This window comes from Pseudomonas sp. GW821-FHT09C10, from assembly GCF_059418085.1.
Map to the genome: position 1 here is coordinate 51,226 of NZ_JBWKPE010000006.1, position 24,759 is coordinate 75,984.

General features: G+C 58.0%; 21 protein-coding genes and 1 other RNA gene. 8 read left to right on the forward strand and 14 right to left on the reverse strand.

All coding sequences use genetic code 11. The annotated features are described in order from the left end of the window. Positions 1 to 4: 4 nt before the first annotated feature. Complete coding sequence (gene ftsH, locus AC07OT_RS13640) at positions 5 to 1,915, reverse strand: ATP-dependent zinc metalloprotease FtsH (protein ID WP_027605365.1); 1,911 nt, start codon at positions 1,913 to 1,915, stop codon at positions 5 to 7. A gap of 200 nt (positions 1,916 to 2,115) precedes the next feature. Beyond that, positions 2,116 to 2,766: a 23S rRNA (uridine(2552)-2'-O)-methyltransferase RlmE gene (gene rlmE / locus AC07OT_RS13645; RefSeq protein WP_015885924.1), complete on the reverse strand. Its 651-nt coding sequence runs from the start codon at positions 2,764 to 2,766 to the stop codon at positions 2,116 to 2,118. A 105-nt stretch (positions 2,767 to 2,871) separates the two neighbouring features. Here rlmE and AC07OT_RS13650 point away from each other — a divergent pair, with 105 nt between their 5' ends. Beyond that, positions 2,872 to 3,180 carry a YhbY family RNA-binding protein gene (locus tag AC07OT_RS13650; RefSeq protein ID WP_017139256.1) on the forward strand — a complete coding sequence of 103 codons (309 nt, stop codon included), beginning with the start codon at positions 2,872 to 2,874 and terminating at the stop codon, positions 3,178 to 3,180. A gap of 9 nt (positions 3,181 to 3,189) precedes the next feature. On the opposite strand, the gene AC07OT_RS13655 is transcribed toward AC07OT_RS13650, so the two are convergent. The 8 genes from AC07OT_RS13655 to grpE all read right to left on the reverse strand — a co-directional run bounded on the left by AC07OT_RS13655 (position 3,190) and on the right by grpE (position 13,654). Continuing rightward, positions 3,190 to 3,594 (reverse strand): MFS transporter, encoded by a 405-nt coding sequence (locus AC07OT_RS13655; protein ID WP_065938281.1) that lies wholly within the window; start codon positions 3,592 to 3,594, stop codon positions 3,190 to 3,192. Positions 3,595 to 3,622: 28 nt separating this feature from the next. Continuing rightward, positions 3,623 to 4,099: a transcription elongation factor GreA gene (gene greA / locus AC07OT_RS13660; RefSeq protein WP_115487576.1), complete on the reverse strand. Its 477-nt coding sequence runs from the start codon at positions 4,097 to 4,099 to the stop codon at positions 3,623 to 3,625. Continuing rightward, the gene (carB, locus tag AC07OT_RS13665) at positions 4,096 to 7,317 is read right to left on the reverse strand and encodes a carbamoyl-phosphate synthase large subunit (protein WP_065938282.1); all 3,222 of its coding nucleotides are present in this window, start codon (positions 7,315 to 7,317) and stop codon (positions 4,096 to 4,098) included. Before carB ends, greA begins: the two co-directional genes overlap by 4 nt. Positions 7,318 to 7,421: 104 nt before the next feature. Beyond that, positions 7,422 to 8,558, reverse strand: a complete 1,137-nt coding sequence (carA, locus tag AC07OT_RS13670; protein WP_092488546.1) for a glutamine-hydrolyzing carbamoyl-phosphate synthase small subunit — start codon at positions 8,556 to 8,558, stop codon at positions 7,422 to 7,424. Between the two features lie 259 nt (positions 8,559 to 8,817). Next, positions 8,818 to 9,624 carry a 4-hydroxy-tetrahydrodipicolinate reductase gene (gene dapB / locus AC07OT_RS13675; protein ID WP_495102451.1) on the reverse strand — a complete coding sequence of 269 codons (807 nt, stop codon included), beginning with the start codon at positions 9,622 to 9,624 and terminating at the stop codon, positions 8,818 to 8,820. A gap of 10 nt (positions 9,625 to 9,634) precedes the next feature. Then, complete coding sequence (gene dnaJ / locus AC07OT_RS13680; protein WP_065925314.1) at positions 9,635 to 10,759, reverse strand: molecular chaperone DnaJ; 1,125 nt, start codon at positions 10,757 to 10,759, stop codon at positions 9,635 to 9,637. 318 nt (positions 10,760 to 11,077) lie between these two features. Beyond that, positions 11,078 to 12,991 (reverse strand): molecular chaperone DnaK, encoded by a 1,914-nt coding sequence (dnaK, locus tag AC07OT_RS13685; RefSeq protein WP_027605358.1) that lies wholly within the window; start codon positions 12,989 to 12,991, stop codon positions 11,078 to 11,080. 102 nt (positions 12,992 to 13,093) lie between these two features. After that, complete coding sequence (gene grpE / locus AC07OT_RS13690; protein WP_027605357.1) at positions 13,094 to 13,654, reverse strand: nucleotide exchange factor GrpE; 561 nt, start codon at positions 13,652 to 13,654, stop codon at positions 13,094 to 13,096. A gap of 254 nt (positions 13,655 to 13,908) precedes the next feature. On the opposite strand from grpE, the gene recN reads away from it, so the two are divergent. After that, on the forward strand, positions 13,909 to 15,582 hold the full coding sequence (gene recN, locus AC07OT_RS13695; protein WP_495108290.1) for a DNA repair protein RecN: 1,674 nt from the start codon (positions 13,909 to 13,911) through the stop codon (positions 15,580 to 15,582). 85 nt (positions 15,583 to 15,667) lie between these two features. On the opposite strand, the gene fur is transcribed toward recN, so the two are convergent. Continuing rightward, positions 15,668 to 16,072: a ferric iron uptake transcriptional regulator gene (fur, locus tag AC07OT_RS13700; RefSeq protein ID WP_010562662.1), complete on the reverse strand. Its 405-nt coding sequence runs from the start codon at positions 16,070 to 16,072 to the stop codon at positions 15,668 to 15,670. 98 nt (positions 16,073 to 16,170) lie between these two features. Between fur and AC07OT_RS13705 the strand changes: the two genes are divergently transcribed. Continuing rightward, positions 16,171 to 16,698, forward strand: coding sequence for an outer membrane protein assembly factor BamE (locus AC07OT_RS13705; protein WP_027605355.1), 528 nt, complete (start codon positions 16,171 to 16,173; stop codon positions 16,696 to 16,698). 62 nt (positions 16,699 to 16,760) lie between these two features. On the opposite strand, the gene AC07OT_RS13710 is transcribed toward AC07OT_RS13705, so the two are convergent. Both AC07OT_RS13710 and AC07OT_RS13715 read right to left on the reverse strand, forming a co-directional pair. Further along, positions 16,761 to 17,063 carry an RnfH family protein gene (locus AC07OT_RS13710; RefSeq protein WP_495108291.1) on the reverse strand — a complete coding sequence of 101 codons (303 nt, stop codon included), beginning with the start codon at positions 17,061 to 17,063 and terminating at the stop codon, positions 16,761 to 16,763. Then, on the reverse strand, positions 17,056 to 17,490 hold the full coding sequence (locus AC07OT_RS13715; RefSeq protein WP_027605353.1) for a type II toxin-antitoxin system RatA family toxin: 435 nt from the start codon (positions 17,488 to 17,490) through the stop codon (positions 17,056 to 17,058). Before AC07OT_RS13715 ends, AC07OT_RS13710 begins: the two co-directional genes overlap by 8 nt. Before the next feature lie 168 nt (positions 17,491 to 17,658). Between AC07OT_RS13715 and smpB the strand changes: the two genes are divergently transcribed. Then, complete coding sequence (gene smpB, locus AC07OT_RS13720) at positions 17,659 to 18,141, forward strand: SsrA-binding protein SmpB (protein ID WP_014719962.1); 483 nt, start codon at positions 17,659 to 17,661, stop codon at positions 18,139 to 18,141. A 35-nt stretch (positions 18,142 to 18,176) separates the two neighbouring features. Here the strand turns inward: smpB and AC07OT_RS13725 are convergent, their stop codons facing one another. Then, positions 18,177 to 18,944, reverse strand: a complete 768-nt coding sequence (locus AC07OT_RS13725) for an FCD domain-containing protein (protein WP_495108292.1) — start codon at positions 18,942 to 18,944, stop codon at positions 18,177 to 18,179. 261 nt (positions 18,945 to 19,205) lie between these two features. Here AC07OT_RS13725 and AC07OT_RS13730 point away from each other — a divergent pair, with 261 nt between their 5' ends. The 4 genes from AC07OT_RS13730 (at position 19,206) to ssrA (ending at position 24,723) form a co-directional block, all read left to right on the forward strand. After that, complete coding sequence (locus tag AC07OT_RS13730) at positions 19,206 to 20,900, forward strand: lactate permease LctP family transporter (RefSeq protein WP_495108293.1); 1,695 nt, start codon at positions 19,206 to 19,208, stop codon at positions 20,898 to 20,900. Between the two features lie 105 nt (positions 20,901 to 21,005). Continuing rightward, complete coding sequence (locus AC07OT_RS13735) at positions 21,006 to 23,816, forward strand: FAD-binding and (Fe-S)-binding domain-containing protein (protein ID WP_495108294.1); 2,811 nt, start codon at positions 21,006 to 21,008, stop codon at positions 23,814 to 23,816. 137 nt (positions 23,817 to 23,953) lie between these two features. Continuing rightward, on the forward strand, positions 23,954 to 24,232 hold the full coding sequence (locus AC07OT_RS13740; protein ID WP_065938289.1) for a PA2433 domain-containing protein: 279 nt from the start codon (positions 23,954 to 23,956) through the stop codon (positions 24,230 to 24,232). Positions 24,233 to 24,326: 94 nt separating this feature from the next. Then, positions 24,327 to 24,723: a transfer-messenger RNA gene (ssrA, locus tag AC07OT_RS13745) on the forward strand. Positions 24,724 to 24,759: the final 36 nt, after the last annotated feature.

Below are 24,759 nucleotides of genomic sequence, written 5' to 3' on the forward strand. Positions count from 1 at the left end.
AACCTTAATGGTCAGCTGCCGGGCCGCCGATTGGGGTTTCAGGGCGTTCGTTCTGAACCACAGGCGGGGTGCCCGAAGTACCCGAGCCACCTTCCCAATCACGAGGCTCACGAGGCGCCCGACCGGCCATAATGTCGTCGATCTGGTCTGCGTCGATGGTCTCGTACTTCATCAATGCATCAGCCATTGCATCAAGCTTGTCCCGATTATCGGTCAGTATCTGTTTGGCCGTGCCATAGCACTGGTCAATGATACTGCGCACCTCAGAATCGATCAGCTTGGCTGTCTCACCGGAGAAACTGGCGTTTTGACCACCACCGCCACGACCCAGGAATACTTCACCTTCTTCCTCGGCGTACATCAAAGGACCGAGCTTTTCCGACAACCCCCACTTGGTGACCATGTTCCGCGCAATCTGGCTGGCGCGCATGATGTCGTTCGAAGCCCCCGTGGTCACACCGTCGAAGCCCAAGGTCATCTCTTCAGCGATTCGACCGCCGTACAGCGAGCAGATCTGACTGATCAGCGCACGCTTGGAGAGGCTATAACGATCCTCTTCCGGCAGGAACATAGTGACACCCAAGGCGCGACCACGAGGAATGATCGACACTTTGTAGACCGGGTCATGCTCAGGCACGACGCGCCCCACAATGGCGTGACCCGCTTCGTGGTAAGCAGTGTTCTGCTTCTCTTTTTCGGACATAACCATGGATTTGCGCTCAGCGCCCATCATGATCTTGTCTTTCGCCAGCTCAAACTCTTTCATTTCAACGATGCGCTTGCCGGTACGGGCTGCAAACAGCGAAGCCTCGTTCACCAGGTTGGCCAGGTCAGCACCCGAGAACCCTGGGGTACCACGGGCAATCACAGCCGGTGCAACGTCGTCGCCCATCGGCACTTTGCGCATGTGCACTTTCAGGATTTGTTCGCGCCCGCGGATGTCCGGCAGGCCAACCACTACCTGGCGGTCAAAGCGGCCTGGACGTAGCAGCGCAGGATCCAGCACGTCCGGACGGTTGGTTGCCGCGATGACGATGATGCCGTCATTCATCTCGAAACCATCCATCTCGACCAGCAACTGGTTGAGGGTCTGCTCACGCTCATCATGACCACCGCCCATGCCAGCACCACGATGGCGACCAACGGCGTCGATTTCATCGATGAAGATGATGCATGGCGCATGCTTCTTGGCCTGCTCGAACATGTCGCGAACGCGGCTCGCACCGACACCGACGAACATTTCAACGAAGTCAGAACCGGAAATGGTGAAGAACGGTACCTTGGCTTCGCCGGCAATCGCCTTGGCCAGCAAGGTTTTACCGGTACCTGGAGGGCCGACCATCAGCACGCCGCGAGGAATACGGCCACCCAGGCGCTGGAATTTGCCTGGATCGCGCAAGAACTCAACCAACTCGCCAACTTCTTCCTTGGCTTCATCGCAACCCGCTACGTCAGCCAGGGTGGTCTTCACCTGATCTTCAGAGAGCAGGCGCGCCTTGCTCTTGCCGAAGCTCATCGGCCCGCCCTTGCCTCCCGCACCGCCTTGCATCTGGCGCATGAAGAACATGAACACGGCAATGATCACCAGGATCGGGAAGCTTGCCACCAGAAGTTGAGTCCAGATGCTCTGCTGCTCAGGCTGCTTGCCTTCGACAACCACGTGGTTATCCACCAGGTCGCCGATCAGACCGTTGTCCTGAATTGCCGGACGAATGGTCTTGAAGCTGTCGCCATCGTTGCGTTTGCCGGTGATCACGTAGCCATCAACCGCTACGCGCTCGACCTTGCCATCCTTAACTTGCTGGATGAAGTCGGAATAGTTGAGGGTCTGCGGCTCGTTAGGGCTGGAGAAGTTGTTCATCACCGTCACGAGGACAGCCGCGATGATCAACCACAGGATCAGATTCTTTGCCATATCGTTCAATTAACTACCCTCTGAAGCAAGCTCCGCTACTGGCGCGCGCTTCGCATGATATTCACCGGCCTAACTTACTACATAACCTACAACTCTGGCAGGCGCCGTCTGTAACCCTTTGTGAAACTTTGACTACACAATATTCGTAAAGCTTCGTGACGAAAGCGATATAAAAAAACCTATCGCCCTCCTCGAATTCCTCAAAAACGCTCTTCACTCGCCGCGCCTTCGACACCACGGAAGCCGCGGCACAGCAGGTATTGCTCTCTGGACCTGTCCCGGGAAGAGTCCGGTTTACGCGTCTGCACCTTGTCGAACAACTTGCGGATGTTCTTGTGGTACTCGTCGAAACCCTCGCCCTGGAACACCTTCACCAGGAAATCGCCACCGGGACGCAACACCCGACCCGCCAAATCCAGCGCCAATTCACAAAGGAACATGGCCCGCGGCATATCAACGGCCGGTAATCCACTCATATTGGGGGCCATGTCGGAAATCACAAGGTCTACTTGCGAATTTCCCACAGCCTCGAGGATCTGGGCGAGCACTGTGTCCTGGGTAAAGTCTCCATGAACAAAGGTCACGTCCGGGATGCTGTCCATTTCCAGGATGTCGGAAGCAATCAGACGACCTTGACCACCAATCAGACGGCTGGTCACCTGGGACCAGCCACCGGGGGCCGCGCCAAGGTCGATAACGCTCATGCCTGGACGAATCAACTTGTCCTTGTCCTGGATCTCCAACAGCTTGTAGCTGGCCCGGGAACGATAGCCATCCTTTTGCGCCTTTTTGACGTAAGGATCGTTGAAATGCTCTTGCAGCCACTTAAGGCTAGTTTTGGAACGGGCCACGGGCCACCTCGAAAATAAAACGGGTCGTGATTAACTGGGCGGTCCCGGACTCGCTCGGGTAAACTGGCCGCCGCTTTTTACAAGATCAGACGCAGGGGTCAGATTATGCCGCTCACTCAAGAGCAGAAGAAACAGTACAAATCCATTGGCCACCATCTGAAACCAGTTCTGATTGTGGCAGACAACGGTTTGACTGAAGGTGTGTTAGCCGAACTTGAACGCGCACTGGGCGATCACGAACTGATCAAGATCAAGGTCAACATCCTTGACCGCGAAGCACGCCTGGCCGCCATTGCAGAACTGTGCAAGGTTGGCAAGGCGGACCTGGTTCAGGTCATCGGCAAGATGGCGCTGCTGTATCGCAAGAACTTCAGCGTCAACAAGCAACTGTCGAACGTACACCGCTTCAAGTAATACAAAGGGTCACGGGCGTGCTTCGCGCGCCCCGCCACTCCATCCCGGAGCAGGCTGTATAACCAGCACCAGGCCGGAGAACCCTAGCACAAGATAGCTGAATAGCTGCCAGCGCAACGCTTCCGGCAGCCAGACATGCACAATGCAATACATTGCACACGCATACAGCGCCATCAACAGCAGTTGGCCGCGAATATCCCGCCACAGACTCTCCAAGCCTTCAGCCTTGACCAGCACCAATGCCTGAAGTGCTACGCACGCCGCCGCGAAACCCACCAGCAGCGCACTCAATAATCCATCGATTTCATCAATCAGCAACGGAGCCAGGCCAATCAGGCCCAGCACCGGCAATACACCAAGATGTAACAACCACAGGCCGCCCACCCAAAGCATCTGGGCAAGCTGCCAGAGCATGGCACCCGCACGAAGCGGGCGCCGCCTTTCAGACGTGACGAACTTCAACAATCTCGTACTCGATCACACCGCCTGGCGTTTTGACAGACACCACATCACCCTCTTCCTTGGCGATCAAGGCACGGGCCAGTGGTGAGCCGACGGAGATCTTGCCGAGCTTGAAGTCAGCCTCGTCCTCTCCCACGATGTGGTAGACCACGCTCTCGTCAGTCTCAACGTTGGCGATCTCAACGGTGGTGCCGAAAATCACCTTGCCAGTGTGGGGAATAGTCGTGACGTCGATGATCACCGCATTCTGCAAACGGCCTTCGATGTCACGGATCCGCGCCTCGACCATACCCTGCTGCTCACGAGCAGCGTGGTATTCGGCGTTTTCCTTCAAGTCACCCAGCTCGCGGGCCGTACCGATGTCCTGGCTCAGCTTTGGACGTACGACCTTGGTCAGATGGGCGTGCTCCTCTTCCAGGGCCTTGGCGCCCTGGACGGTCATTGGGTATTTGATCATGCCTTCAATCCTGCGTGTAGATCCTGCAAGCGACGCACAGTCTTTTCCGGACCGAACTTGAGCGCTTCGCAGATAGCTTCGCCAGCAGCAATAGTGGTGGTGCAGTAGATCTTGTGCTGCAAGGCATTACGGCGAATGGAGTAGGAATCCGCGATCGACTGGCGACCTTCGGTGGTGTTGATGATCAGCGTGACTTCGTCATTCTTGATCATGTCGACCACATGCGGACGGCCTTCCGTCACCTTGTTCACGCGGCGCACTTTCAAGCCGGCCGCTTCGATCAGCTTGGCGGTCCCGGCAGTTGCCACGACTTCAAAGCCCAAGTTGATCAGATCACGGGCCACGCCTGCAACCAGCGGCTTGTCATCATCACGCACGCTGATAAACGCAGTACCGCCGGTCGGCAGCACTTCGCTGGCGCCCATCTGGGCCTTGGCGAATGCTTCACCGAAGGTATCGCCCACACCCATCACTTCACCGGTGGACTTCATCTCTGGACCGAGGATCGGGTCCACACCAGGGAATTTGGCAAATGGGAACACTGCCTCTTTCACACTGTAGAAGTTCGGAATGATTTCCTTGGTGAAGCCAATTTCCTTCAGGGTCTTACCCGCCATCACACGCGCAGCGATCATGGCCAGGGACACGCCGATGCACTTGGAAACGAACGGCACGGTACGTGAAGCACGCGGGTTGACTTCAATGACGTAGATGTCTTCGCCCTGCAGTGCCAACTGTACGTTCATCAGACCGACAACACCCAACTCCAAGGCCATTTTCTTGACCTGCTCGCGCATCTCGTCCTGGATATGTGCAGGCAACGAATACGGCGGCAGCGAGCACGCGGAGTCACCGGAGTGAACGCCCGCCTGCTCGATGTGCTGCATGATCGCGCCGATGACCACGTCGGTACCGTCGCAAACTGCATCCACGTCCATTTCGATGGCGCAGTTGAGGAAGTGGTCCAGCAGCACCGGACTGTCGTTGGACACTTTTACCGCATCACGCAGGTAACGCTTGAGCTCTTCTTCTTCGTAGACGATTTCCATCGCCCGGCCGCCCAGCACGTAGGATGGACGCACCACCAGCGGGTAGCCGATCTTGCTGGCCGCACGGATAGCCTCGTCTTCGCTGCGCACGGTAGCGTTTGGCGGCTGACGCAGGTTCAGGCGCTCAACCATTTGCTGGAAGCGCTCACGGTCTTCGGCACGGTCGATGGCGTCAGGGCTCGTGCCGATGATTGGCACGCCGGCAGCCTCAAGGGCACGCGCCAGTTTCAGCGGGGTTTGGCCGCCGTACTGGACGATCACGCCTTTGGGCTTCTCGACGCGACAGATTTCCAACACGTCTTCCAACGTTACCGGCTCGAAGTACAGGCGGTCGGAAGTGTCGTAGTCAGTGGAAACAGTTTCCGGGTTGCAGTTGACCATGATGGTCTCGTACCCGTCTTCGCGCAGCGCGAGGGCGGCGTGTACGCAGCAATAGTCGAATTCGATACCCTGGCCGATACGGTTCGGACCACCGCCCAGGATGATAATCTTGTCGCGGCCCGACGGCGCGGCCTCGCACTCTTCCTCGTAGGTGGAGTACAGGTACGCAGTGTCGGTGGCGAACTCGGCGGCACAGGTGTCAACGCGCTTGTAGACCGGGAAGATCTCCAGCTTGTGGCGATGCGTGCGCAGGTTCTTCTCGGTCACACCCAGCAGCTTGGCCAGGCGCTGGTCGGAGAAGCCTTTGCGCTTGAGGCGGAACATCATGTCGCGGTCGATGCTGGCCAGCCCCAGGGTCTTGACCTTCTCTTCTTCCTTGATCAGGTCTTCGATCTGCACCAGGAACCACGGATCGATCATGTTCATGCCGAAGATATCTTCGACAGTCATGCCGGCGCGGAAGGCATCAGCCACATACCAGATACGCTCGGCGCCCGGCACGGTCAGCTCGCGCTTGAGGATGCTCATGCTTTCCGGGTTGCTCAGGTCGAGCTTCTCGTCCAGGCCGCAAACGCCCACTTCCAGGCCACGCAGGGCTTTCTGCAGGGACTCCTGGAAGGTCCGGCCGATGGCCATGACTTCACCCACCGACTTCATCTGGGTGGTCAGGCGCGCGTCAGCCTTGGCGAACTTCTCGAAGGCAAAGCGTGGCAACTTGGTCACGACATAGTCGATGGACGGCTCGAAGGACGCCGGCGTAGCGCCGCCCGTGATTTCGTTTTGCAGTTCGTCCAGGGTGTAACCGATAGCCAGCTTGGCGGCGATACGCGCAATCGGGAAACCGGTCGCTTTCGATGCCAGCGCCGAAGAACGCGATACACGCGGGTTCATCTCGATCACGACCATGCGGCCGGTGTCCGGGCAGATGCCGAACTGAACGTTGGAACCACCGGTTTCAACGCCGATCTCACGCAATACCGCCAACGAGGCGTTACGCATGATCTGGTATTCCTTGTCCGTCAGGGTCTGCGCCGGAGCAACGGTGATCGAGTCACCAGTGTGCACACCCATCGGGTCGAAGTTTTCGATGGAGCAGACGATGATGCAATTGTCCTTTTTGTCACGGACAACCTCCATCTCATACTCTTTCCAGCCAATCAGGGATTCGTCGATCAGCAGCTCTTTGGTCGGAGACAGGTCCAGGCCACGGGCGCAGATTTCTTCGAACTCTTCACGGTTATAGGCAATGCCACCACCGGTGCCGCCCATGGTGAAGGACGGACGGATGATGCACGGGAAGCCCAGCTTTTCGAGAACTGCGTTGGCCTCCTCCATACTGTGGGCGATACCAGAACGCGGGCAGTCAAGACCGATGGACTTCATGGCCTTGTCAAAGCGCGAACGATCTTCAGCCTTGTCGATGGTGTCGGCGTTGGCGCCGATCATCTCTACGCCGAATTTTTCCAGGACGCCTTCGCGCTCCAGGTCCAGGGCGCAGTTCAGTGCAGTCTGGCCGCCCATGGTCGGCAGCAGTGCGTCCGGACGCTCTTTCTCGATGATCTTGGCAACCGTCTGCCACTTGATCGGCTCGATGTAGGTGGCGTCGGCCATGTCCGGATCGGTCATGATGGTGGCCGGGTTGGAGTTCACCAGGATGACGCGGTAACCCTCTTCGCGCAGGGCTTTACAGGCCTGGGCGCCGGAGTAGTCGAACTCGCAGGCCTGGCCGATAACGATCGGGCCAGCGCCGAGAATCAGGATGCTTTTTATGTCTGTACGTTTTGGCATGGGTTTGTCACTCAAATCCGCAGGTCAGTCGGCAAGCCGTCTTGAACAATCTTCGAAGAGCCTGCGGGGGCCACCAAGGCAGGGGCCGCCCGCAGGCCGCTCAGTCAGCGTCGCTTGGCCATCTCATTGATGAAACGGTCGAACAGCGGCGCTACGTCGTTCGGGCCCGGGCTTGCTTCAGGGTGGCCCTGGAAGCTGAACGCGCTCTTGTCAGTACGTTCGATACCCTGCAGGGAACCGTCGAACAACGACTTGTGAATCGCGCGGACATTGCTCGGCAAGGTCGCTTCATCCACCGCAAAACCGTGGTTCTGGCTGGTGATCATCACAACGCCGGTGTCCAGGTCTTGCACAGGGTGGTTGGCGCCGTGATGACCATGACCCATTTTCAGGGTCTTGGCGCCGGAGGCCAGCGCCAGCAGTTGGTGACCGAGGCAGATACCAAATACCGGAATCTCGGTTTCCAGCACTTCCTTGATGGCCTGGATGGCGTAGTCACAAGGCTCCGGATCACCCGGGCCGTTGGACAGGAACACGCCGTCAGGTTGCAGGGCCAGCACGTCGCTGGCAGGCGTTTGCGCCGGCACCACGGTCACGCGGCACCCACGCTCGACCAGCATACGCAGGATGTTGTACTTGACGCCGTAGTCGTATGCGACCACGTGATACGGCAGGTCAGCCGCTTCGATAGTCTCGTGGCTGTCGGTCTTCAAGTCCCAGACGGTGGAGCGCCACTCGTACTGCTCCTTGGTGCTGACGACTTTCGCCAGGTCCATGCCTTTCAGGCCTGGGAAGCCTTGCGCTGCAGCGATCGCCGCTGCTTCGGAAATATTCTCACCGACCATGATGCAGCCGTTCTGCGAGCCCTTTTCACGCAGGATGCGCGTCAGGCGGCGCGTATCGATACCGGCGATCGCCACAACGTTGTTGGCTTTCAGGTAATCGGACAGCGACATCGTGTTACGCCAGTTGCTCGCAACCAGTGGCAGATCACGAATGACCAGACCTGCCGACCAGACACGATCAGACTCAACGTCTTCCGGCGTAGTACCGGTATTGCCGATGTGCGGATAGGTGAGGGTAACGATCTGTTGGGCGTAGGAAGGATCGGTAAGGATTTCCTGATAGCCGGTCATGGCGGTGTTAAACACCACCTCTCCAACGGTTTGACCGTCGGCTCCAATGGCTTCGCCGCGAAAAATGCTGCCATCAGCAAGGGCGAGTATGGCTGGCTTAGTCAAGAAGACCTCCCGTAAATAAAGCCTGAAAGGGCGATCGCAGGTTGTAAAAAAGCGGAGTGACGTATGGACACGTCACCCCGCTTCTTCACTGAATTATTCTGCGCGCTTTTAGTGGACACACTAAAGCTGTAGCTTACAGAAAAAGGCTTTTTTGGTCCACCGCTAATGAGCCTTAAAGGCAGGAGAATGCGACAGGACGTCGCTTAGCGGGTAAAAACGGGGCCTTAGGATAATCCTGAGGCCCCGTTTTAGCTACTGATTAGTGCAGATCCAACACATCGCGCATGTCGTACAGACCAGGCTCGCGACCTTCCAACCACAACGCGGCACGCACCGCGCCTTTGGCGAATGTCATACGGCTGGAAGCCTTGTGCGTGATTTCCAGGCGCTCACCCTCGGTAGCAAACAATACCGTGTGATCGCCCACCACATCACCGCCGCGGACAGTCGCAAAACCAATGGTGTCACGTGCACGTGCACCGGTATGCCCTTCGCGACCGTAAACCGCCACCTTGGACAGGTCACGCCCCAGCGCGTCGGCAATAGCCTCACCCATGCGCAGTGCGGTACCCGACGGCGCATCGATCTTGTGGCGGTGATGCGTCTCGATAATCTCGATATCCGCCTCTTCCCCCAGCACCCGCGCCGCCATGTCCAGCAACTTGAGCGACAGATTCACGCCGACACTGAAGTTGGCTGCGAAGACGACGGGAATATCCTTACCCGCCTCCTCAAGCAACTGCTTCTGCTGCGCAGTCAACCCCGTAGTGCCGATCACCATCGCCTTGCCCGCCTTGCGGCAGAACGCGAGGTTTTTCAGCATTACCTCCGGCAGGGTGAAGTCGATCAGCACATCGAATTCGTCAGCCACCTGCTCCAGGCTGCCTGACAATGAGACACCGATACGCCCCAGCGAAGCCAACTCACCCGCATCCGCACCGATCAACGTGCTACCGGGACGAACAATCGCTGCGGTCAGCCCAGAGGCCGGGGAGCGCTGCTGCACTGCCTCGACCAGCGTCTTGCCCATGCGCCCGGCAGCGCCCATTACGGCTATACGTCGCATACTCACTTCCTTACAGGTCGCCGAAGAAGCGCTTCACGCCTTCGAAAAAGCCAGTGGTTTTCGGCGAATGCGTGTCATCGCCCTCCAGCGAACTGCGGAATTCCTCAAGCAATTCACGCTGACGGCGCCCCAGATTGACCGGAGTCTCCACGGCCACACGACACATCAAGTCGCCAGCACCGCCACCGCGCACCGGCGCTACGCCCTTGCCACGAATACGGAACTGCTTGCCGGTCTGCGTACCTTCAGGGATCTTGAGCTTGACCCGACCGTCCAAGGTCGGAATCTCCAATTCGCCACCCAGGGCTGCATCGACAAAGCTGATCGGCACTTCACAGAACAAGTGCTTGCCGTCGCGCTGGAAGATCGAGTGCTCGCGCACATTGATCACCACGTACAGGTCGCCCGTAGGACCGCCCTGGGTACCGGCCTCACCCTCACCCGACAGACGAATACGGTCTCCGGTATCGACTCCCGCCGGCACTTTTACCGCCAGGGTCTTGTACTCTTCCACGCGGCCTTCGCCATGGCAGGAATCGCACGGATCGGAAATGATCTTGCCCTGCCCATGGCAACGCGGACAGGTCTGCTGCACCGAGAAGAAACCCTGCTGCATACGGACCTGGCCGATACCGCCGCACGTCGGGCAAGTAATCGGCGCGGAGCCTTTCTTGGCACCCGAACCATCACACGGCTTGCAGTTAACCAGCGTCGGCACGCGGATATTAACGCTGGTGCCGCGCACGGCTTCTTCCAGGTTCAACTCCAGGGTGTAGCGCAAGTCGCTGCCACGCTGGGCGCCGCCACGCTGACCACCACGGCCACCGCCGAAGAAGTCACTGAACACATCGCCGAAAATATCGGAGAAGTTCTGACCGCCAAAACCGGCACCGCCGCCTCCCATGCTCGGATCGACACCGGCATGTCCATACTGGTCGTAGGCCGCACGCTTGTTGGGATCAGACAGGCATTCGTAGGCCTCATTGGCCTCTTTGAACATGTCTTCGGATTCTTTGCTATCCGGATTACGGTCCGGGTGGTGCTTCATTGCCAGGCGACGGTAAGCCTTTTTCAGGTCCGCCTCGCTGGAGCCGCGCTCCACACCCAACACTTCGTAATAGTCACGCTTTGCCATAAGTCTTTGCACTCTTAAGGACGTCCAGCCAGACCCTCCTGAGCCTGGCTAAACTCGTTGAGCCCCAATACAGGCCCGGACCCAACTCACGTCAATTCAACGATCCTGGTCGTTACTACTTTTTAGCCAGGGACCCGGCCAAAAACGCGGTATTCATTGCTCGGAAAGCAGGAGCATCCCCGATCACACCGCCAACATCCGAACGCAGTCGCATGCTGTAAAAATTCGCATACCCCAGACACGCCAACGCGGGAGCAAGCTCCCGCGCGGCGACATCCTACCAGTCACCGCTTGATAGCGGTCAACCGGACGACCAACTTACTTCTTGTCGGTAACTTCTTCGAACTCGGCATCGACAACATCGTCTTTAGCTTCTGGCTCTGCCTGTTGAGCAGCACCGTCAGCCGGCTGAGCCTGTTCGGCGTACATTTTCTGAGCCACTGGCGCGGAAACTTTCGACAACTCTTCAACCTTGGCTTCAATGGCAGCCTTGTCGTCGCCTTTAACAGCGGCTTCCAGGGCAACGACAGCAGCTTCGATCGCGGCCTTCTCTTCAGCGGTCACTTTCTCGCCAGCATCAGCGATCATTTTGCGTGTCGAGTGAACCAGTGCGTCGCCCTGGTTACGGGCACCTGCCAACTCTTCGAACTTCTTGTCAGCTTCAGCATTGGTTTCAGCATCACGGATCATCTGTTGAATTTCTTCATCAGAAAGACCGGAGTTGGCCTTGATGGTGATCTTCTGCTCTTTGCCGGTAGCCTTGTCTTTCGCACCTACGTGCAGAATGCCGTTGGCGTCGATGTCGAAGGTCACTTCAATCTGTGGCACGCCACGCGGTGCTGGTGGAATCTCAGCCAGGTCGAACTTGCCCAGGGATTTGTTCTGAGCAGCCTGCTTACGCTCACCTTGCAGCACGTGAATGGTCACAGCACCCTGGTTGTCATCAGCCGTCGAGAACACCTGGGATTTCTTGGTAGGAATCGTGGTGTTTTTCTCGATCAGCGCAGTCATCACGCCACCCATGGTTTCGATACCCAGGGTCAGCGGGCTTACGTCCAGCAGCAACACGTCTTTCACGTCACCGGCCAATACCGCGCCCTGGATGGCAGCACCCATGGCAACGGCTTCGTCCGGGTTCACATCTTTACGTGCTTCTTTGCCGAAGAACTCGGTAACCAACTTCTGAACCAGTGGCATACGGGTCTGACCGCCTACCAGGATCACGTCGTTGATCGCACCAACATCAATACCGGAGTCTTTCAGCGCAATGCGGCATGGCTCGATAGTGCGTTGAACCAGGTCTTCGACCAGCGCTTCCAACTTGGCGCGAGAAATCTTCACGTTCAAGTGCTTAGGACCGGTGGCGTCTGCGGTGATGTACGGCAGGTTAACGTCGGTCGACTGAGCAGAGGACAGCTCGATCTTGGCTTTTTCAGCAGCCTCTTTCAGGCGCTGCATCGCCAGCGGGTCACCCTTGAGGTTCATGCCGCTTTCTTTCTTGAATTCGTCAACGAGGTAGTCGATCAGACGAATGTCAAAGTCCTCACCACCCAGGAAGGTGTCGCCGTTGGTGGCCAACACTTCGAACTGGTGCTCGCCGTCTACTTCAGCGATCTCGATCACGGAAACGTCGAACGTACCGCCACCCAGGTCATAAACGATCACGGTGTGATCGCCCTTGGCCTTGTCCATACCGTAAGCCAGAGCAGCTGCGGTCGGTTCGTTGATGATACGTTTTACATCCAGGCCCGCGATGCGGCCGGCGTCTTTGGTCGCCTGGCGCTGGCTGTCGTTGAAATAGGCTGGAACGGTGATCACCGCCTCAGTCACTGTCTCACCCAGGTAATCTTCGGCAGTCTTCTTCATCTTCTTCAAGATTTCAGCCGAGATTTGCGGTGGCGACATTTTCTGGCCATTTACTTCAACCCAGGCGTCACCGTTGTCAGCCTTGGCGATCTTGTAAGGGACCATTTTGATGTCTTTCTGTACGACTTCTTCGTCGAACTTGCGACCGATCAGGCGCTTCACCGCGTACAGGGTGTTATGCGGGTTGGTCACAGCCTGGCGCTTGGCCGACTGGCCAACCAGGATTTCACCATCGTTGGCGTAAGCGATGATCGACGGCGTGGTACGCGCGCCTTCGGCGTTTTCGATTACTTTTGCAACGCCGTTTTCCAACACGGAGACGCAGGAGTTGGTGGTCCCCAGGTCAATACCGATAATTTTGCCCATGATTTACTCTCCCGAAACTTGAATTTGGTTGCCGCAGCAGTGGTGGCTAACTGCGGTAGCACTTAAACGCTTGACTTATAGATGGGGGCCTTGCGGCGGATTTCAAGCCTGCTCATCAATAGAAGGTGCAACGGGCGCAGGAGCCTTGCTCACTACCACCATTGCAGGGCGCAACAGGCGACCGTTGAGCTGATAGCCCTTCTGGAACACTTTCAACACACTGTTGGGTTCGAGGTCGTGGCTTTCTTGCATAGCCATGGCCTGGTGAAGCTCAGCGCTGAACGGTTCGCCGCCTTGCGGATCAATGGCTTCCAGCTGATAACGCTTCAGGGTGTCCTGAAACATTTTCAGGGTCAGTTCGATCCCTTCGCGCATCGGGCGGATGTTTTCGTCATCCGGGTTGGACAACTCAAGGCCACGCTCCAGGCTGTCAATAATTGGCAGCAGGTCGCCCGCGAACTTCTCCAACCCGAACTTGTGAGCTTTTTCTACGTCCTGCTCGGCACGGCGGCGGACGTTCTGCAGATCGGCGGCAACACGCAAAGACTGATCCTGCGCAGCGGCCAACTGCTCTTCGAGCACTTGCACACGAGTTGCCAGTTCATCACCGACAGCCGAATTGGCGTCCGGAGTTTGCGTATCCTGCGTCTGTTCGTCAGCCATAGATTTCTCCTTTCAAAATCATGCGCGAACTCAACTCGCGCTTCTGTTCCGGTATATGGGGCCACAATTTCCAGGTTCAAGGGTACAGGCGCTACCAAAAGTCTTTCGCCTGCCCCAGATCAACTTCAGCCTGATCATTCTTCTTTGCACTAAAAAAGCTGAATGACCGAGCAAATTGAGCTAAGCACCAGGATTGTCAGCCCAGAACAAAACACTGTATAAATAACCAGACCTAAAGCCTGGGAGCGGCCGTCATGCTCGTGCACCTGTCTGTACACAACTACGCCATCGTTGAACATCTGGATCTCGAACTGGATCGCGGGATGAGCGTAATCACAGGCGAAACCGGCGCCGGCAAGTCGATCATGCTCGACGCCCTGGGCCTGACCCTGGGCGACCGCGCCGACAGTGGCGTGGTGCGCCCCGGCGCGGACAAGGCCGACATTCTGGCTACCTTCGACCTCGCGGACATCCCCGAAGCCGAAGCCTGGCTGGTCGAGCGCGACCTTAATAACGACGGCCCGTGCATCCTACGCCGAGTCATCACCGCCGAGGGCCGCTCGCGCGGCTATATCAATGGAACCCCCTGCCCCCTTGGCGACCTGAAGGCCCTGGGTGAACTGCTGATTGACATCCATAGCCAGCATGAACACCAATCCCTGCTCAAAACCGACACCCATCGTCGCCTGCTGGACGAATACGCTGGCGCCACCGACCTTGCCCGACAGGTACAACTGGCTGCCCAGCGCTGGCGCCAGACCCGACAGGAGCTGGAGCGACTGTCCAATTCCGGTGACGAGCAACGCGCTCGCCATCAATTGCTCAGCTATCAGCTTGAAGAGCTGGAAAGCCTGGGTCTGGGCGAAACCGAGCTGGAACAACTGGAACAGGAACACAAGAACCTCACCAACGCCGAAACCCTGCTGTCTATCTGCCGCCAGGTGGTGGAGCAATGCAGCGAGAGCGATTCCGGCAATGTGCTCAATGCGCTCACAGCCAGCCTCAACCGACTATCCAGTGTTAACAGCGCCTCAAGCTCACTGAATGAAGCCACCACCCTGCTGACCAGTGCGCAAATCCAGGTAGAAGAAGCCGTCGGCGAACTCAATCGCTTTCTCGATCATTTCGACGCCGACCCGGCGCGGCTGCAGGAAATAGAAGAGCGCCTGGACACCATCTATACGCTGGCGCGCAAACATCGAATCCAGCCCACCGAAGTGGCAACCATGCAGCAGAAACTGCTGGATGAAATCGAGACCCTGAACGCGAATGACGAATCCATTGAGCGACTGGGCGAAGAGCTCGACTCTTTTGCCCGACACTATCAGGAGAAGGCCCGCGAACTGAGCGATCTGCGCCAACAGGCTGCCACCAGCCTCGCTGGCGCCGTCGAGCAGGAAATTCAGCGCCTGGGCATGCCGGGCGGGCGCTTTACCATCGAGTTGCGTACCAACGCCAGCAACGAACTGCAGCCCTACGGCCTGGAGCAGGTAGAGCTACTGGTCAGCGCCAACCCTGGGCAACCGCTCAAGGCGCTGGCAAAAGTGGCGTCTGGTGGTGAGCTGTCGCGAATCAGCCTGGCGATCCAAGTGATTACCGCGCAAACCTCACGGGTACCGACACTGGTGTTCGATGAAGTAGACGTAGGTATCGGTGGCCCCACGGCGGAAATTGTGGGTCAGTTACTGCGCCGCCTGGGGGATCGCGGCCAGGTGCTGACCGTCACTCACTTGCCGCAAGTCGCGGCCCAAGGGCATCAACACTTGTTTGTGCACAAGGTCAGAGGCAGCGAAGCGACACACACGGCAGTATCCAAACTGAACAAGTCGGAGCGCGTGGAAGAAGTGGCACGGATGCTCGGAGGGATAGACCTGACCAAAGAGTCTTTGGCACACGCGAAGAAAATGGTCGTAGCCACCAAGGCCTGAGCCGAGCTTTTCCTTATTATAGAAAGCACGAAGGCGACCCTAGGGTCGCCTTCGATCGTTTCGCAGAGCAATTCTGCGTCGCTTTTTACTTTTTCTTACGGATGTACAACACAAGATTGTGGTCGACCAAATCGAAACCATGCTCCTCAGCAATTTCGTGCTGGAGCTTTTCGATTGCCGGGCTGGTGAACTCGATAACCTCATTGGTATCCAGGTCAACCATGTGGTCGTGATGACCACCGTCAGCCAATTCGAACACAGCATGACCGCCGTCGAAATTATGACGAACCACCAGCCCTGCGGCTTCAAACTGGGTCAGTACACGGTAAACCGTGGCCAGGCCGACGTCCTCGTTAGACTCCATCAGCGCCTTGTAAACATCCTCGGCACTCATGTGGCGCTGCTCAGCAGAATCGAGCATTTGTAGAATCTTGACTCGTGGCAGAGTCACTTTAAGACCGGCTTTGCGTAGTTCGCTATTTTCAACCATGGTTAGCTTTCTCGCGGATGCTGCTTCGCAGCTTCTCTTAATACGGGTATGATCGGCGTTTACGTTGTCCCAGCCAAGATAGTGGAAGTCGCCCACCGATGCAAAACACCAAGCTCTTGCTAACCAGTTTCACCTTTGTGGGACTGCTCGCACTCGCCGGTTGTTCATTCCCCGGGGTTTACAAAATCGACATCCAGCAGGGCAATGTCGTCACGCAGGACATGATAGACCAGTTACGCCCGGGAATGACCCGACGGCAAGTACGGTTTATCATGGGCAACCCCCTGCTGACCGACACTTTCCACGCCGATCGCTGGGATTATCTCTACAGCCTGCAGCCTGGTGGCGGCGAACGCCAACAGGAGCGCGTCAGCGTCATTTTCAATGGCAATGACCAGCTTGTCAGCCTGTCGGGCGACTTCATGCCAGGCGTGAGCCGTGATCAAGCGCTGCTCGGCAACGATAACGGCACCAACGTGACTGCACCTGTGCAGGAAAGCGAGAAGCCGAAGTCCGAAGTACCGGCCAAGCCAGGTTCCTTGCTCGACAAGATCCAGAAAGACGTCGACGGGGTCGAAACGGTCCCTGTCCCGACGCCTCAGCCTCTGGACACCAGCCCGCAGTAACATTGCGGCGCATATAAAAAGCCCGGCATGCCGGGCTTTTTGTTACCTGTCATTCAACCAGCCTATGGATGCTGCCGCTTCGCCAACGCCGCTTTGGCCGCTCGCAGCCTGCGCACTTCTTTAGGGTCCACAAGCAAGGGCCGATAGATTTCAATGCGATCGCCCGATTGTACGGTGCGCACCTCCGCATCCGTGACGACCTTACCGAATACCCCCAAAGGGCAATCAGCCAGATCCAGTTCAGGAAACTGCATAGCCATCCCTGACAACTGCACTGCTGCACGCAGACTGGTTCCCGAAGCCACAGTCAGCGCCAGCAGAACCTGGCGATCCTCGGCGGCATAAACCACCTCGATCTCAACCATGCAATTGCTTGGCTCGCTGGCAGAATGCATCCACCAGGGTATTGGCCGCCTGGTTGAACAACGGCCCCAATGTCGCCCGCACAATCGGCCCAGCGTAATCAAACGACAAATCCAGGCTGATCTTGCAGGCCTTGTCGGTAAGCGCCTTGAAAACCCATACACCATGTAGCTGGGTAAACGGCCCTTCCTGCAGATTCATTTCAATGGACTTGCCCGGCACCAGCGCATTCCGCGTAACAAAGTGCTGACTGAGCCCGCCTTTCGCCACCCCAACACTGGCAACCATATGTTCATCACTGCTTTCCAGCACCTCGGCAGTTGAGCACCAAGGCAGGAATTCCGGGTAACGCGCCACGTCGTTGACCAGGTCATAGAGCGCCTGCGCCGGATAGGGCAACAGGGCCGAACGTTGAATATGCGTCGTCATGTGTGCGTGATTTCCACAGCTGAGCGGCAAACATCGCGAAACAACAGTCCGATCCGCGAAAGAAAAAAACCAAAGAACTGCCGGTATTGTCCGGGATTCGACCAACACGCTCAAGCACGCAGGTTGACCGTAGCCGACACGCTCGCAACTCCCTATAATGCCGCCCCTATGGCTAAACAAAAGAAACACCCCACAGGGACCATCGCGCAAAATAAAAAAGCGCGACACGATTACTTCATCGAACATCGGTTCGAGGCTGGTCTGGTCCTGGCCGGCTGGGAAGTAAAGAGTCTGCGTGCCAGCAAGTTGCAACTGGTCGACAGCTACGTATTGCTCAAGGATGGCGAGGCATGGCTGCTTGGCAGTCATATCACCCCGCTGACAACCGCGAGCACCCACGTGATTGCCGACCCGGTGCGCACGCGCAAACTATTGCTCAATGCCCGTGAACTGGAAAAGCTCGCCGCAGCCGTACAGCAGAAAGGCTACGCCTGCGTCTGCCTGTCCTGGTATTGGAGCAAACACCTGGTCAAGTGCGAGATCGCACTGGGCAAGGGCAAGAAGGAATACGATAAGCGTGATACTGAGCGCGAACGCGATTCCAACCGCGAACTGCATCGCGCGGTGCGCAACAAGGGCAAGGAAGAATAATCCTTGTAACGATGTAGCCTCGGGAGGTCCCCCGGCTACATCCCCTTGCGCCGCTCCGCCCGCGCCACGCGCTGAACCTCCTGACGCACCTCCTCCAACACTTCCTGCACGTATTCCAAGTGACGTGTCGAGACTTCTCGCGCCTGTTCTGCCCGGCCCTCGATAATCGCCATGTACAGCTCCCGGTGCTGACTGATCAGCATGTCGCGCGTCTCCGTACGTTGCTGATACATCCCGCCAATATTGGTCACCACGTTCCGCTTGAGCAGGTCGAACAAGCCGCGAATGGTGTGCAGCAACACCGCGTTATGGCTAGCCTCCGCAATGGCCAGGTGGAACTGTGCATCCGCAGCCCCTTCCTCGACCCGGCTCACTTCATCAACGCGGGCATAGCAATCCTGCAAGGCTTTGAATGCAGCGGTCAGCCGCTCACGGTCGACCTCAGTAGCTCGCAATGCTGCGTAATAAGCACAGGACGCTTCAAGGGTCTGACGAAACTCCAGCAGGTCACGCTGGGCCTCGGGATTGTTTTCCAACAGGTGCAGCAACGGATCGCTGAACGTCGAGCCCAGTGACTCGGCAACATAGTTGCCACCCCCCTGACGGCTCACCAACAAGCCCTTGGCCGCCAGCTTCTGAATCGCCTCCCGCAACGAAGGACGCGACACACCAAACTGTTCAGCCAAAGCACGCTCGGCCGGCAAGCGCTCACCCGACTTCAACGTGCCCTCAAGGATCATCCCCTCAAGCTGCTCGACTATATCGTCAGACAAACGGCGCTGACGCACCTGATCAAACCCCATAACTCACTCCCCACCATCCCGACCACTCGCCGGGCCCTCTATTCTGGCCTATCGCCGCCCTTCCAGCACCTATCAGAACCGCTTCGATTCACCCGATCAAACCACCTCGCCTGCCGGGCTACGACCAAAGTTTCGCAAGCGGCAAATTGACACATACCCCGAAGACTTTTAACCTAGCCTCCAGCGATTGTAAATTGGTATTACCAATTATCCAAGTCGACTATGAAGTGCCTGACCAACAACAATTAGGGGCCACCCCATATGCAAACCTGGCAACAGCTCTACAGCCCGCTCGGCAGCCTCGGCCTGTCCGCACTGGCCGCCGTTATTCCGATCGTGTTCTTCTTCCTGGCTCTGGCCGTGTTTCGCCTCAAAGGTCACGTGGCCGGCAGCATCACCCTGGCACTCTCAATACTGGTGGCGATCTTTGCCTTCCACATGCCGGTGGATATGGCGCTGGCCGCCGCCGGTTACGGTTTTGCCTATGGCCTGTGGCCTATTGCCTGGATCATTGTCGCGGCGGTGTTTCTCTACAAACTCACCGTCAAGAGCGGCCAGTTCGAGATCATCCGCAGCTCTGTCCTGTCGATCACCGATGACCAGCGCCTGCAGGTGCTGTTGATCGGCTTCTGCTTCGGCGCATTCCTGGAAGGTGCTGCCGGTTTCGGCGCCCCCGTAGCGATTACCGCCGCACTGCTGGTAGGCCTGGGCTTCAACCCGCTGTACGCAGCCGGCCTGTGCCTGATTGCCAACACCGCACCCGTCGCCTTTGGCGCCCTGGGAATTCCGATCATCGTTGCCGGGCAAGTGACCGGAATCGATGCATTCAAGATCGGCGCCATGACTGGCCGCCAACTGCCGCTGCTGTCGCTGTTCGTGCCGTTCTGGCTGGTCTTCATGATGGATGGCCTGCGCGGCGTTCGCGAAACCTGGCCAGCTGCGTTGGTCGCGGGCCTGAGCTTCGCCATTACGCAGTACTTCACGTCCAACTTCATCGGCCCGGAACTGCCGGACATCACCTCGGCCCTGGCCAGCCTGATCTCTCTGACCCTGTTCCTGAAAGTCTGGCAACCCAAACGCACTGCGGGCGCGCAGATTACCGGCGCCACGTCCGACGCAGCGATTACCGCCAGCGCCGGCGGCTTCGGCCTGCCGCGCAGCACCGTCGCCTCACCTTACAGCCTGGGGCAGATCTTCAAGGCCTGGTCACCGTTCCTGATCCTCACCGTGCTGGTCACCATCTGGACCCTCAAACCGTTCAAGGCGATGTTCGCCGCAGGCGGCTCGATGTACAGCTGGGTATTCAACTTCGCGATCCCGCACCTGGATCAAATGGTGATCAAGGTTGCACCCATCGTGACCAACCCGACTGCGATCCCAGCGATATTCAAGCTGGACCCGATTTCGGCGACCGGCACCGCGATTTTCTTCTCGGCACTGATCTCGATGCTGGTACTCAAGATCAACATCAAGATTGGTCTTACCACTTTAAAAGAGACTTTCTACGAGTTGCGTTGGCCGATCCTGTCTATCGGCATGGTGCTGGCATTCGCCTTTGTCACCAATTACTCCGGCATGTCTTCGACCATGGCGCTGGTATTGGCCGGCACCGGCGCAGCCTTCCCGTTCTTCTCGCCTTTCCTGGGCTGGCTGGGGGTTTTCCTGACAGGCTCCGACACATCGTCCAACGCCCTGTTCAGCTCGTTGCAAGCCACCACGGCGCACCAGATCGGCGTCAACGACACGCTTCTGGTCGCTGCAAACACCAGCGGCGGCGTGACCGGCAAAATGATCTCGCCGCAATCGATCGCCGTGGCCTGCGCCGCTACCGGACTGGTGGGCAAAGAATCCGACCTGTTCCGCTTCACCCTCAAGCACAGCCTGTTCTTCGCCACGATCGTCGGGCTGATCACCCTGGCCCAGGCTTATTGGTTTACCGGCATGCTGGTGCACTAAAGCCGTAGCAATAGGGTCATAACCGACGCCGGGCTATAACTTCGGCGTCGGCTTTGCGCAATCGTGTCAATACGGCGCCCAGGGGGTGCTGATCCTGGAGGACCAATGAGTCTGCCTGCCGCTTTCCTTGCTGACGTCGCACAGCTGATCCCACAAGATCGACGTTTCGACGACCCACTTTCCACCCTCGCATTCGGCACCGACGCCAGTTTTTACCGATTGATCCCACAACTGGTGATCCGCGTCGAATCGGAAGACGAAGTGGTGGCGCTGCTGCAACTGGCCCAGCGTGAACGTGTGCCGGTAACCTTCCGCGCAGCCGGCACCAGCCTGTCCGGACAAGCGATAAGCGACTCGGTACTGATCGTGCTGGGGGACAATTGGAACGGCCGTGAGATTCGTGGGCAAGGCACTCAGATCCGCCTGCAACCCGGCGTCATCGGCGCACAGGCCAACGCCTGGCTGGCGCCATTCGGGCGCAAGATCGGCCCAGACCCGGCGTCGATCAATGCCTGCAAGATCGGCGGAATCGTCGCCAACAACGCCAGTGGCATGTGCTGCGGTACGGCGCAGAACACCTACCACACCCTGGCCGGAATTCGTCTGGTCCTGGCCGATGGCAGCCGCCTCGATACAGAAGACGCAAGCAGCGTAACGGCGTTTCGTGAACAGCACGGCGCACTGCTCGAGCGCCTGGCGACACTCGGCCGTGAAACGCGGGCAAACGCCGAATTGGCAGCCAAAATACGCCACAAATACCGTCTGAAAAATACCACCGGCCTGTCACTCAACGCCCTGGTGGATTTTGATGAACCGCTGGATATCCTCAGCCATTTATTGGTGGGCTCCGAGGGAACCCTCGGGTTCATCAGCGCAGTCACCTACGACACCGTGATCGATCACCCAAACAAGGCGTCGGCGTTGATCGTGTTTCCGGATGTGGAGACCTGCTGCAACGCAGTCAGCATCCTGAAGACCCAACCGGTGTCGGCCGTCGAGCTGCTGGACCGACGCAGCATGCGCTCGGTGCAGGACAAACCGGGCATGCCCGCATTCGTACAACACTTGTCAGAAAATGCCTGCGCTCTGCTGATTGAATCCCGCGCCGCATCGCCGTCATTGCTGCATGAACAATTGGCGCTGATCATGGCGTCGCTGGCCGGTTTCCCGGTGGAAAAACAGGTCGACTTCACCGAAGACTCGGTGGAAAACGCCCGCCTGTGGGCCATCCGCAAGGACACCTTCCCCGCCGTAGGTGCAGTACGCAAAACCGGCACCACGGTGATCATCGAAGACGTCACCTTCCCGGTCGAGCAACTGGCCATTGGCGTGAACCGTTTGATCGAACTGTTCGACAAGCATCACTACGACGAAGCCATCCTTTTCGGACATGCCTTGGAAGGCAATCTGCACTTTGTGTTCACCCAAGGCTTCAACAGCGCGGAAGAAGTCACACGCTATCAAGCGTTCATGGATGACGTCGCGCAATTGGTGGCCGTGGAGTTCGGCGGTTCGCTGAAAGCCGAACACGGCACCGGCCGCAATATGGCACCCTTCGTGGAGCTGGAATGGGGCAGCGACGCCTATCAATTGATGTGGCAACTCAAACGCCTGCTCGACCCCAACGGCATTCTCAACCCGGACGTGGTGCTCAGCGAAGACCCGCAGATTCACCTCAAGCACCTCAAGCCGCTGCCTGCGGCCGACGAGCTTGTGGATAAGTGCATTGAATGCGGCTTCTGTGAACCGGTATGCCCATCGAAGGGGCTGACGTTGAGCCCGCGCCAGCGCATCGTGATCTGGCGAGATATTCAGGCGAAAAAACGCGCCGGCGTCGACACCACCGAATTGGAGGCGGCCTACCACTACCAGGGCATCGACACGTGCGCCGCCACCGGCCTATGCGCACAGCGCTGCCCAGTAGGAATCAATACCGGCGACCTGGTGAAAAAACTGCGAAGCCGTGACGCCGACCGTACGAAAACCGCCGAATGGCTGGCCACCCATTTCGCCACGGCACTGCAAGGCGCGCGCTTTACCCTGCATGTAGCCAATGGTGCACGCATGCTGCTGGGGGCGCCTCGCCTGGCGAAGCTGTCGGCCACCATGACCAAGTTGTCCAAGGGGCAGATCCCGCAGTGGACCAACGCCATGCCACAACCGGAAAAAGCCATTCGCTTCAGCCCGGCGGTGACGGATGAGCGGCCACGAGTAGTCTACCTGGCGGCCTGCGTCTCACGCGCCATGGGCCCGGCGGCAGGTGATAAAGAGCAGATGTCGTTGTACGAAAAAACCCAGGGCCTGCTGGAAAAAGCCGGTTACCAAGTCGTGTTTCCCGACAACCAGGACAACCTGTGCTGCGGCCAGCCTTTCGCTTCCAAAGGCTACGCCGAACAGGCAGAACACAAACGCCAGGAACTGATCGGCGCCCTGCTCCATGCCAGCCGCGGCGGCCTGGACCCGATCTATTGCGACACCAGCCCCTGCACGCTGCGCCTGGTGCAAGACCTCGGCGAAACGCGCCTGGACCTTTACGACCCCGTACGTTTCATCCGCACGCACCTGATGGACCGTCTCGACTTCACACCGCAGGACGCACCGATCGCCGTACACGTCACCTGCAGCACCCAACACCTGGGAGAAAGCCAGGCCCTGATCGACCTGGCCCGTCGCTGTGCCAAAACCGTGGTGATCCCGGAAGGCATCCACTGCTGCGGGTTTGCCGGCGACAAAGGTTTCACCACGCCGGAACTCAACGCCCACTCGCTTCGCTCCCTCAAGGATGCAGTGCAGTATTGCAGTGAAGGGATCTCCACCAGCCGCACCTGCGAGATCGGCCTGAGCCAGCATGGCGGCATCGACTATCACGGATTGGTGTACCTCGTGGATCGCGTGACCCAGGCCCGCGCCCATTGATCCCGCAAAAAAACAGAACCCCTGCGCGCTGGCGTAGTCATCTGCATAGGCCTCGACGCACGAGGCCCATCTGTGATGTCGCTGGCAGCCCATGAACGCCAGCAGCGTCGAGCCTTTTTTGCGCGAGGAGATACCCTATGAAGCGTTCCGCTCTTGCTGGCTTGTTCATTACCGCTGCGATGTTGGCCTCCCCTGCTTTCGCCGCTGGCGAGCCCGACCTGTGTAAGATCAACCTGGACAAAATCAACAACGGTAAAGCGCTGCTCGCCACCGACACCAGTGGCAAAAGCGGCGAAATCGACACAGCCGTCTCCCAAGCCAAGGCCGCCCACGCCGCCGGTGATGACAAGAAGTGCATCGAAATCACCTCCAAGGCCCTGCAAGACCTGCAGAACCTCGAAAAAGGCGGCCAGTAAACGATAGGGCCAACCTTCGGGTTGGCCTTCCGTGACCGTTTGGCGTACACTGCACAGGCTTGTCACTCACTATGAAACAACGAGTTACAAGCACGGGGCCGTTTAGGATTCGACGCCGGTCGCGAAACTTTAGGTGCATGCCGAGTTGGTAACAGAACTCGTAAATCCACTGTTGCAACTACTTATAGTTGCCAATGACGAAAACTACGGCCAGGAATTCGCTATCGCTGCGTAAGCAGCCTTAGACCTGAGCTTCTGGTACCTTCGGGTCCAGCAATCACCAGGGGATGTCTGTAAACCCAAAGTGATTGTCATATAGAACAGAATCGCCGTGCAGTACGTTGTGGACGAAGCGGCTAAAACTTACACAACTCGCCCAAAGCACCCTGCCCTTCGGGTCGCTGAGGGTTAACTTAATAGAAACGGCTACGCATGTAGTACCGACAGCGGAGTACTGGCGGACGGGGGTTCAAATCCCCCCGGCTCCACCACTTCAACATCTAAAGACGTCCATGGACGTCTTTTTT

What these genes read in the sequence shown, in the direction of transcription:
- ftsH (WP_027605365.1), bottom strand. Translation starts at nt 1,915, where the DNA reads ATGGCAAAGAATCTGATCCTGTGGTTGATCATCGCGGCTGTCCTCGTG.
- AC07OT_RS13650 (WP_017139256.1), top strand. Translation starts at nt 2,872, where the DNA reads ATGCCGCTCACTCAAGAGCAGAAGAAACAGTACAAATCCATTGGCCAC.
- AC07OT_RS13655 (WP_065938281.1), bottom strand. Translation starts at nt 3,594, where the DNA reads ATGCTCTGGCAGCTTGCCCAGATGCTTTGGGTGGGCGGCCTGTGGTTG.
- greA (WP_115487576.1), bottom strand. Translation starts at nt 4,099, where the DNA reads ATGATCAAATACCCAATGACCGTCCAGGGCGCCAAGGCCCTGGAAGAG.
- carB (WP_065938282.1), bottom strand. Translation starts at nt 7,317, where the DNA reads ATGCCAAAACGTACAGACATAAAAAGCATCCTGATTCTCGGCGCTGGC.
- dapB (WP_495102451.1), bottom strand. Translation starts at nt 9,624, where the DNA reads ATGCGACGTATAGCCGTAATGGGCGCTGCCGGGCGCATGGGCAAGACG.
- dnaJ (WP_065925314.1), bottom strand. Translation starts at nt 10,759, where the DNA reads ATGGCAAAGCGTGACTATTACGAAGTGTTGGGTGTGGAGCGCGGCTCC.
- dnaK (WP_027605358.1), bottom strand. Translation starts at nt 12,991, where the DNA reads ATGGGCAAAATTATCGGTATTGACCTGGGGACCACCAACTCCTGCGTC.
- grpE (WP_027605357.1), bottom strand. Translation starts at nt 13,654, where the DNA reads ATGGCTGACGAACAGACGCAGGATACGCAAACTCCGGACGCCAATTCG.
- recN (WP_495108290.1), top strand. Translation starts at nt 13,909, where the DNA reads ATGCTCGTGCACCTGTCTGTACACAACTACGCCATCGTTGAACATCTG.
- fur (WP_010562662.1), bottom strand. Translation starts at nt 16,072, where the DNA reads ATGGTTGAAAATAGCGAACTACGCAAAGCCGGTCTTAAAGTGACTCTG.
- AC07OT_RS13705 (WP_027605355.1), top strand. Translation starts at nt 16,171, where the DNA reads ATGCAAAACACCAAGCTCTTGCTAACCAGTTTCACCTTTGTGGGACTG.
- AC07OT_RS13710 (WP_495108291.1), bottom strand. Translation starts at nt 17,063, where the DNA reads ATGGTTGAGATCGAGGTGGTTTATGCCGCCGAGGATCGCCAGGTTCTG.
- AC07OT_RS13715 (WP_027605353.1), bottom strand. Translation starts at nt 17,490, where the DNA reads ATGACGACGCATATTCAACGTTCGGCCCTGTTGCCCTATCCGGCGCAG.
- smpB (WP_014719962.1), top strand. Translation starts at nt 17,659, where the DNA reads ATGGCTAAACAAAAGAAACACCCCACAGGGACCATCGCGCAAAATAAA.
- AC07OT_RS13725 (WP_495108292.1), bottom strand. Translation starts at nt 18,944, where the DNA reads ATGGGGTTTGATCAGGTGCGTCAGCGCCGTTTGTCTGACGATATAGTC.
- AC07OT_RS13730 (WP_495108293.1), top strand. Translation starts at nt 19,206, where the DNA reads ATGCAAACCTGGCAACAGCTCTACAGCCCGCTCGGCAGCCTCGGCCTG.
- AC07OT_RS13735 (WP_495108294.1), top strand. Translation starts at nt 21,006, where the DNA reads ATGAGTCTGCCTGCCGCTTTCCTTGCTGACGTCGCACAGCTGATCCCA.
- AC07OT_RS13740 (WP_065938289.1), top strand. Translation starts at nt 23,954, where the DNA reads ATGAAGCGTTCCGCTCTTGCTGGCTTGTTCATTACCGCTGCGATGTTG.